Origin of the sequence: Hydrotalea sp. AMD (assembly GCF_004100315.1) — a bacterium.
GTDB classification, from domain to species: domain Bacteria; phylum Bacteroidota; class Bacteroidia; order Chitinophagales; family Chitinophagaceae; genus Hydrotalea; species Hydrotalea flava.
On sequence record NZ_SCKY01000043.1, the window covers coordinates 1 to 9688 of the forward strand.

8 protein-coding genes are annotated in these 9688 nt (G+C 37.9%); 6 read left to right on the top strand and 2 right to left on the bottom strand.

The features are described from left to right. The 3 genes from EO766_RS17255 to EO766_RS17265 all read left to right on the top strand — a co-directional run. Positions 1 to 316, top strand: a 316-nt coding sequence (locus EO766_RS17255) for a transposase (protein WP_287101655.1), incomplete at its 5' end; no start/stop codon positions are given. A gap of 231 nt (positions 317 to 547) precedes the next feature. Further along, the gene (locus EO766_RS17260; protein ID WP_074420424.1) at positions 548 to 1723 is read left to right on the top strand and encodes an acetyl-CoA C-acyltransferase; all 1176 of its coding nucleotides are present in this window, start codon (positions 548 to 550) and stop codon (positions 1721 to 1723) included. Between the two features lie 126 nt (positions 1724 to 1849). Then, positions 1850 to 2689: a universal stress protein gene (locus EO766_RS17265; RefSeq protein WP_074420418.1), complete on the top strand. Its 840-nt coding sequence runs from the start codon at positions 1850 to 1852 to the stop codon at positions 2687 to 2689. A gap of 5 nt (positions 2690 to 2694) precedes the next feature. On the opposite strand, the gene EO766_RS17270 is transcribed toward EO766_RS17265, so the two are convergent. Continuing rightward, a complete protein-coding gene (locus EO766_RS17270; protein WP_074420419.1) occupies positions 2695 to 4377 on the bottom strand; it encodes an NAD+ synthase in 1683 nt (560 codons plus the stop codon). Between the two features lie 178 nt (positions 4378 to 4555). Between EO766_RS17270 and gldB the strand changes: the two genes are divergently transcribed. Continuing rightward, a complete protein-coding gene (gene gldB / locus EO766_RS17275; protein WP_179855959.1) occupies positions 4556 to 5572 on the top strand; it encodes a gliding motility lipoprotein GldB in 1017 nt (338 codons plus the stop codon). Here gldB and apaG read toward each other — a convergent pair whose 3' ends face one another. Next, complete coding sequence (gene apaG / locus EO766_RS17280) at positions 5573 to 5959, bottom strand: Co2+/Mg2+ efflux facilitator ApaG/CorD (protein ID WP_074420421.1); 387 nt, start codon at positions 5957 to 5959, stop codon at positions 5573 to 5575. A gap of 149 nt (positions 5960 to 6108) precedes the next feature. Here apaG and EO766_RS17285 point away from each other — a divergent pair, with 149 nt between their 5' ends. Together EO766_RS17285 and EO766_RS17290 are read left to right on the top strand one after the other, a co-directional pair. After that, positions 6109 to 7563, top strand: coding sequence for an isocitrate/isopropylmalate family dehydrogenase (locus EO766_RS17285; protein ID WP_074420422.1), 1455 nt, complete (start codon positions 6109 to 6111; stop codon positions 7561 to 7563). Positions 7564 to 7706: 143 nt separating this feature from the next. Next, a complete protein-coding gene (locus EO766_RS17290; protein WP_074420423.1) occupies positions 7707 to 9347 on the top strand; it encodes a pyruvate dehydrogenase complex dihydrolipoamide acetyltransferase in 1641 nt (546 codons plus the stop codon). The last annotated feature ends 341 nt before the right edge of the window (positions 9348 to 9688 follow it).

A 9688-nucleotide genomic window follows, 5' to 3' on the forward strand; every position in this document is an offset into this window, starting at 1 on the left:
TAAAAGGGAATATTTTTATGGGGTAAAGGTACAGTTGATTACAACCAAAAATGGTATACCGGTTGAAATTTGTTTTTCACCTGGTAGCGAACATGATGTAGAAGCCTTGCAGAAAATGTTTATGGATTTGCTGCCAGAGAGCTCTTTATTTGGAGACAGTGCCTACACGGCATACCAACTGGAAGGAAGAGCTATACAAAGAAACAGAATTGATAGAGCTGAAGATATGCAGGAAGGCAAACAGCAAAGGAGCAGACAAACCTTATCAGAGGTTTATAAAGAATATCATGAGAAAACGCGTAGAAACCACTATTAGTGAAATTGTAGAAATGACACCCCATTCTATTCACGCAGTCACTAAAGATGGATTCTTACTTAAAATATTACTATTCGTTTTAGCTTTTCAAGTAAAAGCAATCGTTTAAAATAGGAAACTTGAATTAACTAATTATTGGTTTCATTTGTTGAAAACTGAGATGGTAAAATTCAATGAATATATAGTTGCATAAACAACTTTTTATTACATTTGATGAGTAAAATTATTTTTATGCAGGAAGCATACATCGTTGCAGGTTTTAGGACCGCAGTTACCAAGAGCAAAAGAGGTGGCTTTCGTTTTTACCGTCCCGATGATTTGGCGGTGGAAGTGATAAAAGGATTGATGGCTACCCTTCCGCAGTTAGATTATAAACGGATAGATGATGTAATTGTAGGTAATGCTGTGCCGGAAGCAGAACAAGGCTTGCAATTTGGTAGAATTATTGCAGCTAAAGCATTGGGTGTTGAAGTGGCTGGTATTACCATTAATCGTTATTGTGCCAGCGGGTTAGAGAGTATTGCCATGGCAACTGCTAAAATAAGAACCGGTATGGCCGACTGTATTATTGCCGGCGGTACGGAAAGTATGAGTTTGGTGCCTACAACCGGCTGGAAAACGGTTCCATCCTATAATATTGCAAAAGATGAACCCGATTATTACCTGAGCATGGGTTTAACTGCCGAAGCAGTTTCAAAAGAATTTAATGTTTCAAGAGAAGATCAGGATGTGTTTGCATACCATTCGCACCAAAAAGCAAAAACAGCTATAGAAAATGGGTATTTTAAATCTGGAATATTACCCATTACTGTGCAGGAAACTTATGTAAATGAAAAGGGGAAAAAAGCGAACCGTTCTTATGTAGTAGATACCGATGAAGGGTTGCGTGCCGATACTACTGTTGAAGGGTTGGCTAAATTAAAACCTGCTTTTGCACTGAATGGTACCGTTACTGCAGGTAATTCATCGCAAACCAGCGATGGTGCTGCTTTTGTAGTTGTAATGAGTGAGAAGATGATGATTGAACTGGGCTTACAGCCCATTGGCCGATTGGTGAATTGTGCCAGTGCCGGCGTACATCCGCGTATTATGGGTATTGGTCCTGTGGCCGCAGTACCCAAAGTTTTAAAACAGGCGGGACTGAATTTAGCAGATGTAGATTTAATTGAACTGAATGAAGCCTTCGCAGCCCAGTCTGTTGCAGTAATTCGAGCGTTGGGAATGGATCCGGCTAAAGTAAATATTAATGGGGGTGCTATTGCGTTGGGACACCCATTGGGATGCACCGGTGCTAAACTAACCATCCAAATTTTGAATGATTTAAAAAGACTGAATAAAAAATACGGAATGGTAACAGCCTGTGTAGGCGGTGGCCAGGGCATTGCAGGCATTATTGAACGAATGTAGGTTTGATTGGGAACTGTGTATAATGGGATAAGCGTGAAAGGGAAGGATATTATTTTTTTGTGAAATGATTTTCATCATTTTTTAACAGGCTTCTAAAAATTACCTTCATGTTATAAAAGTAAACACATGAAAACAATATTAATACCCACCGACTTTTCAGAAACTGCCAAACATGCCGCCATTTATGCCATGGAAATTGCCCGGCAAATAAAGGCAGAAAAAGTAATTTTATACAATACCTATCAAACCATTGTTACAATAGGTGCCGACCCGCTGGTTCCTGCGGTTGATGCTGTTGGGATTGATAATTTGAAGAAGGGAAGTGAAACAGGTTTGGAGAATTTTAAATTCATTTTATTGGCTTATCAGCCTGAAAATATTGTTGTAGAAACACTTTCAGAATTTAATCTGTTAACGCCGGGTATTCAGAGTGTATGCGAACGTATGCCCATTGATGTTGTAATGATGGGTATTACCGGCGGTGATGCCATTGAAGAAAATCTTTTTGGAAGCAATACTATACAGGTAGCCAAAAATGTTACTGTACCGGTAATCATTGTTCCAAAGGAGGCGCCAGTAAAGCCAATTGAAAAAGTATTATTTCTTTGTGATTTTCAAAAAGTTGTTGAAACTACGCCTATTCAGCCTATTATCAAGGTATTGGATGCTACCAAAGCAGCATTGCATGTGTTGAATATTGATAAAGATAATAGTCATTTTACACCTGAAACACCTCATGAAAGTTTAATGCTGCATAATTTGTTACATCAATACAATCCGCAATATCATTTTGTAGATGGCAATGATTTTATGGAAACAGCCAATAATTTTGTGAAAGAAAATAAAATTGATTTAATCATTTCAATTCCCAAAAGGCATGGCTTGTTTGATACACTGTTTAAAAGAAGCCATACCAAAATGATGGCATTTCATAGCATTGTACCATTAATGGTGGTTCATGACTAAAAAAATTAACTTAAATACTTTCCTACAATGGGTACCCTTCTGCCTACGCCAAAAGCCTTGGGCGAAACGCGTATGATGGGGCAAAACTGGTTGCGTTTGTATTCGTTTGTATTTACAAGTTTTAAAATTCTGTTGACTAAGTCGGCATCATAGCCCATTGCTTTTATTTCGGCAGGCCCCATCCGTTGCTCAATATATTGGTATAAAATTTTGTCTAAAATGGTATAGTCAGGAAGGCTGTCACTGTCTTTTTGGTTTGGTCTCAGCTCGGCACTGGGGGCTTTCTGAATGATGTTTTCAGGAATAATCATTTTATTTTTATTAATGAAACGGGCCAGCTCATATACCTGTAATTTATAGCAGTCGCCTAAAACACCGAGGCCACCGGCCATATCGCCATACAAAGTACCATAACCGGTAGCCAACTCGCTTTTATTAGATGTGTTTAATAAAATGTAGCCAAATTTATTTGCTAATGCCATTAATAAATTACCTCTTATTCTGCTTTGCATATTTTCTTCAGCCAACGAAAATGGCATACCGTTAAATTGAGGAGCTAAGGTGTTTAAAAATGATTCGTAAATATGGTTAATGGAAATAATATCGTAAGGGTTACCGAGATTTTTACTGAGTGCAACTGCATCATCCACAGAATGTGATGTAGAATAGGGTGATGGCATTAATACAGCACGCACATTTTCGGCACCTAAAGCAGCGCAGGCAATGGCCAAAGTAACTGCCGAGTCTATTCCGCCGGATGAGCCAATAATAGCTTTGGTAAAGCCCATTTTCGAAAAATAATCCCGAATCCCTATAACAAGTGCATCATAAATTTGATCGATATTCAATGATTCCTGTAAAGTTGCAGGGTCCAATAATGCATCGGGTACATAAGCTGCTGCTTCAATTACCGGTTCTTTAAAATAGCCATCTTCATCCAAATGCACTGATTCTATTGCCTCTTTAAACAAGGGTAATGCTTTGCACAGGTTTGCATCTTTATCAAAAACCAATGAGGAGCCATCAAATACAATTTCTGTCTGACTGCCAATTGCATTGCAATAAATCATGGGTAATTTGTATTTCAATACATTGGCTTTAATCACAGCTTTTCTATCTTCAACATGAGTATAATCAAATGGTGAAGCGCTTAAATTCACCATCATATCCGGTGCATCTTTCATCAATTCATCCATTGGGCAGGTTCTGTACAATGGGTTGTTGCCTAAGTTCCAAATATCTTCACAAATGGTTACGGCAATTTTCTTTCCTTTAAATGGTACTACATGCCAATCAAAAGCAGGTTCAAAATAGCGGTATTCATCAAACACATCATAAGTAGGTAAAAGGGTTTTATGTAATTCTGCAATCACTTCGCCATTGTATAAAAAAAATGCTGCATTAAAAAGTTCCTTTCCTTTTCCGCTATTATTGTTTGCAGGTGCACCTACCAATACCCCAATATTTTGGGTATGCGCTTTAATAACGTTAATAGCAGCATAACATTTGGCAATAAAATCGTTGAACTCAACAAAATCTCTTGCAGGGTATCCGCAAATACTCATTTCACTAAATACAATTAAATCGCCACCGGCCTGCTTTGCTGTTTCTATGGCCGCAATAATTTTTTGTGTATTGAAATCAAAATTGCCGATATGATAATTTTGTTGTGCTAAAAAAATCTTCATGTAATTTTTTTTAAGTGTGCTTACAAATAGACCTAAATGAAACAGGAATAGTATATCAATTATTGTCGTTTAAAAATGCAAAGTTCTATATTTTAGACCAAAGCTATCAGCCCAATCTTAACAAAACAAATGGCAATACTCAACACATTGTATTTATTTTGCAGTAAATTATTTAGAAATGGTCAGATTGATGCTTAGAACAGGTTGGATAGCAGTAGTGATTTTTTTGGCAGCCTGCTCTCCCAAAAAAAAATTACCTGATGTTTCTAATATATCCATGCCTTTGACTTTGCAACGTTTTGACCGGGATTTTTTTGCAATGGATACCATGCATGTTTCGCATGGATTAGACAATCTACAAAAAAAATATCCTGTTTTTATTAAAGATTATTTGTATAATATTTTAGCAGCGTATCCACAACCAGATAGCGTATTGAAAGATGTACTGCTCTTCAGAAGAACCTATGCGCCGATTGATAGTGCCGTTCAACAGCAATTTTCAAATGTTAAAAAGTATACGGAACAAATTGCCACTGCTTTTCGATATTTTCATTATTATTTTCCCAAATACAATTTGCCACACAGCATTATTACTTATATTGGTCCCATTGAAGGGATAGGCAGTGCCTTAACTTCATCCGGATTGGCCATTGGCTTGCAGGCATATCTGGGGCATCAGTTTCCGGCATATCATACACAATACATTAGGGAAGTATATCCCGATTATGAAACAAGAAGGTTTGAACCAGAATACATTACTGTAAATTGTATGCGTAATATTTTAAGTGATTATTACCCGGAAAAAAAAGCAGGAATGCCCTTGATAGAACAAATCATAGAAAGTGGAAAGCGCATGTATGTTTTAGATGCCTGTTTACCAAATGTAGCCGATAGTATTAAAACCGGTTACACGCAAACCCAGCTTTCCGGCTGTTATGCCCACGAAAAAAATATATGGAGTTTCTTCATACAAAATAATCTGCTGTATGAAACAGAACCTACCCAAATTGCCCCTTACGTGAATGATGGCCCCGGAACTCCTGAATTGGGCCCTGCAGCTCCCGGAAATATAGGCCTGTTTACCGGCTGGCAAATTGTAAAACAATGGATGAAAAAACATCCGGGAACCAGTCCGGAACAATTATTAGAAACCCCTTCAAAGCAAATTTTTGACGAAGCAAAATACCAACCCTGATTAATTCAGTTTGGCGGGCACAATCATTTCAAATGGGGGAATATTTACAGTAAAATGGGTTTTTGTATTTTGATTTTCCATGGTATAATAACCGCTCATTTTTCCCACTTCTGTTTTAAAATTACAACCACTTACATACTGGTAACTTTCACCGGGAAGAATAACAGGTTGTACCCCAACCACGCCTTCACCATCTACCTCCCTGTTTTCACCATTACTGTCAAAAATAAACCAATGCCTGTTGAGCAACTGAACGGTAAAATCATTGAGGTTTTCGATGGTAATACGATAGGCAAACATGAATTCATGGGTTAAAGGATTGCTGTAATCCGGCTGATAAAATGTTTCCACGCTAATTTGAATGCCTGCAGAAATTTTTGAAACCATATGCTGTGTAATCTGTAAGCATAAAGATAAGAAAATCAGTGTTAATAGTATTTGTTCATTCAATTTTAAAGCAGTAATACACTATTCCGGCCTGTTTACTACAGAAACAATTCTATGAAAGCTTACTTTTGCAATCTAAAATTTAAAGTATGAATAAAATAGCAGTGGCAAAAGGTGATGGAATAGGCCCGGAAATTATGGAGGCTGTTTTAACTATTTTTTCCGCAGCGAAAGTGCCGCTGCAATACGAATTTGTAGAAATGGGAAAATGGGTTTTTGATAAAGGATTCAGTAATGGAATGACACCCGATGCGCAACAAACCATAGAAGCATTGGGTATTTTGTTTAAGGGCCCTATGGAAACACCAAAAGGAAAGGGGGTAAAAAGTGTAAATGTTACTGCCCGTAAAACCTGGAATACCTATGCCAATAAAAGAACTTTTCAAACTTTGCATGGGGTAGATACCGTTTTTAGCAAAGCAGGTATTCCTATCGATATTACAGTGGTAAGAGAAAATATTGAAGATACCTATGGTGGTATTGAACACATGCTTACACACGATGTAGCGCTTAGCCGCCGTTTTATTACTCGCCCCGGCAGTTTGCAGTTAATAAAATATGCCTTTGAAATGGCCAAGAAAAAAGGTGCGAAAAGAATTACCTGCAGCCATAAAGCCAATATCATGAAAATTACAGATGGTTTGTTTTTGCAGGTATTTTATGAAGTGGCCAAAGATTACCCGGAATTAAAAGCCGATGACGTAATTGTAGATGATTTGTGTATGAAACTGGTAACACGGCCCGATTTATTTGATGTGGTGGTATTAACCAATTTACAGGGCGATATTGTAAGTGATTTATGTGCCGGACTGATTGGCGGCTTAGGCTTTGCACCCTCTGCCAATATTGGTGATCATATTTGCATTTTTGAAGCAGTTCATGGAACAGCTCCGGATATTGCCGGTAAAAATTTAGCCAATCCGACTGCTTTGTTGTTAAGCGGTATTGGTATGCTGCACCATTTGGGATTAATGCAAACAGCAGCACTCATTGAAAATGCCTTATTATATACCTTAGAACAAGGTATTCATACCGGCGATTTTGGCGATAAAAGCATACCGGCCCTTTCTACCACTGCATTTGCAGAGGCCATTATTCAAAATTTTGGGAAAATACCCGAATTGGGCGCTAAGCCGGCATTACCTAACATGCCTACTACACAAACCCATTTTAAATTAGATAAAAACCCCATGCTCGAATCTATTGAAACAGAAAAAGAGCATATTGTTGGGGTTGATTTTTTTATTGAAAGCAATGAACAACCCATTGCTATTGCCAATAAATGTATGCGCCATGCAGGTGTAAAATTTAAATTAGTGAATATCAGCAATCGTGGTACACAGGTTTGGCCTACCGGATCGGTGTATACTAATTTAGTGAACCAATACAATGTTCGCTTTGAGAGTATTGATGATATGCCTGTAAACCAAATGGATGTGCTGGGATTATATGTAAGTATGAGTGGCAATTTTAAAATATGCTCATCAGAATTGCTGTTAATGTTGGGTAACAAAAAAGCCTACTCATTGGCACAGGGGCAATAAGTAAATACATAACCAATTAAAATAACAATAAGTGACCCGTTCAATTGAATTTAAATGAAGAAACAGTCATTTTTTAAAGGTTTACCTTTTCTGTTCTCATTTTTAACTTAATTTCACGGCTCATTTTAAAGAGCAATTGAACTATGGCAGAAGCGATATTAATGCCACGCTTAAGCGATACCATGACCGAAGGGGTAATTGCTGCCTGGCACAAAAAAGTGGGAGACACTGTTAAAAAGGGCGAATTATTAGCCGAAATTGAAACCGATAAAGCCACTATGGAGCTGGATAGCTATCAAAATGGGGTTTTATTGCACACCGGCGCCCCAGTAGGCGGTAAATTACAAGTAAATGATTTATTGGCTATTTTAGGACAGCCCGGCGAAGATATTAGTGGTTTACTGGCACAGCATGCACCCAATTCCGGGGCACAGCCTGCGGTAAAACCAGCAAAAGCTGCACCGGCAACTCCGCCTAATCAACCTGCTGCAAATGCACCAGCACCGGCAATGGATATTAGCAAGATGGAAGAAGTGGTATTAATGCCGCGATTAAGTGATACCATGACCGAAGGGGTTATTGCAGCCTGGCATAAAAATATTGGTGATACCGTTAAAAAAGGGGAAGTATTAGCGGATATTGAAACCGATAAAGCTACCATGGAGTTAGAAAGTTATAAAGATGGCATTTTACTTTATCAAGGGGCTAAAGCCGGCGAAAAAATTCAAGTGAATGATTTGCTTTGTATTATTGGCAAAGATGGATTAGATATTAATGGCATTGTAGCTGCCGTAAAACATACCAATCAACAAGGCACTCCTGCAGCTACTGTACCAACACCCGCTGCGCCTGCTTCACCGTCTGCACCTGCTACACCAGCTGCTGCTCCTGCGCCTGTTATCGTTAATGAAGGAAGAATTTTTGTTTCTCCATTAGCCAAGAAATTGGCAGAAGAAAAAGGTATAGATTTACGATATGTAAAAGGTAGCGGCGACAATGGCAGAATTATAAAAGCTGATATCGATAATTATGTGCCGGCTACTACAGCCGCCTCTGCAACTGCAGCTTCTGCGCCAACTGTACAGGCATTACCGGCAGGCCAGGTTAGGTACGAAGATGTTCCTGTTTCGCAAATGCGCAAAACTATTGCACGTCGCCTGAGCGAAAGTTTATTTACAGCGCCGCATTTTTATTTAACTATGGCTATTAATATGGATGCTGCTGTTGCCGCCAGAACCAAATTGAATGAAAATGCCAAAGTTAAAATCAGTTTTAATGATTTGGTACTGAAAGCTACGGCTATAGCTTTAAAACAGCACCCTAAAGTAAATAGTAGTTGGATGGGCGATTTTATTCGGTATAACCAGCATATCAATATTGGTGTTGCAGTAGCCGTAGATGAAGGTTTATTAGTACCCGTAGTGCGTTTTGCAGATAGTTTGAGTTTAAGCCAGATTGCTGTTCAGGTAAAAGAATACGCACAAAAAGCAAAAGATAAAAAATTACAACCGGCCGATTGGGAAGGAAGTACTTTCACCATTTCTAATTTGGGCATGTTTGGTATTGACCAGTTTACAGCCATTATCAATCCGCCGGATGCTTGTATTTTAGCCGTTGGTGGAATATCGCAGGAACCTGTTGTGAAAAACGGACAAATTGTACCCGGCAATGTAATGAAGGTTACCCTTAGTTGCGACCACCGGGTTGTAGATGGAGCAACCGGTGCTGCCTTTTTACAAACACTAAAAAGTTTATTGGAAGAACCGCTTAGAATGTTGATTTAACTTAACGGATACTAATTGAAAAAGTCCTGTTGATTCCTTGCGAATGAACAGGACTTTTTTTTAAAAAAATAATTAATAATATTAACAATATGTGTAAATGACTGTAAATTAATAGTTTTATCAAAAATTCATCAAAAAAAACCGTTTTTTTTCATTAAAAAATAATAAAATAAATTTTAAATTTATTAAAATATAAAATTATTTTTTATTTAAATTAATAGGATTAGGTAGAATAAACGCGAAGGGATTTTAGATAATTGTAAGGATGTGGAATTTGATTCATCAATCTTTCCACTACATCATTAAATAGCCACTTACGCATATTCCTTTTATTAAATCGA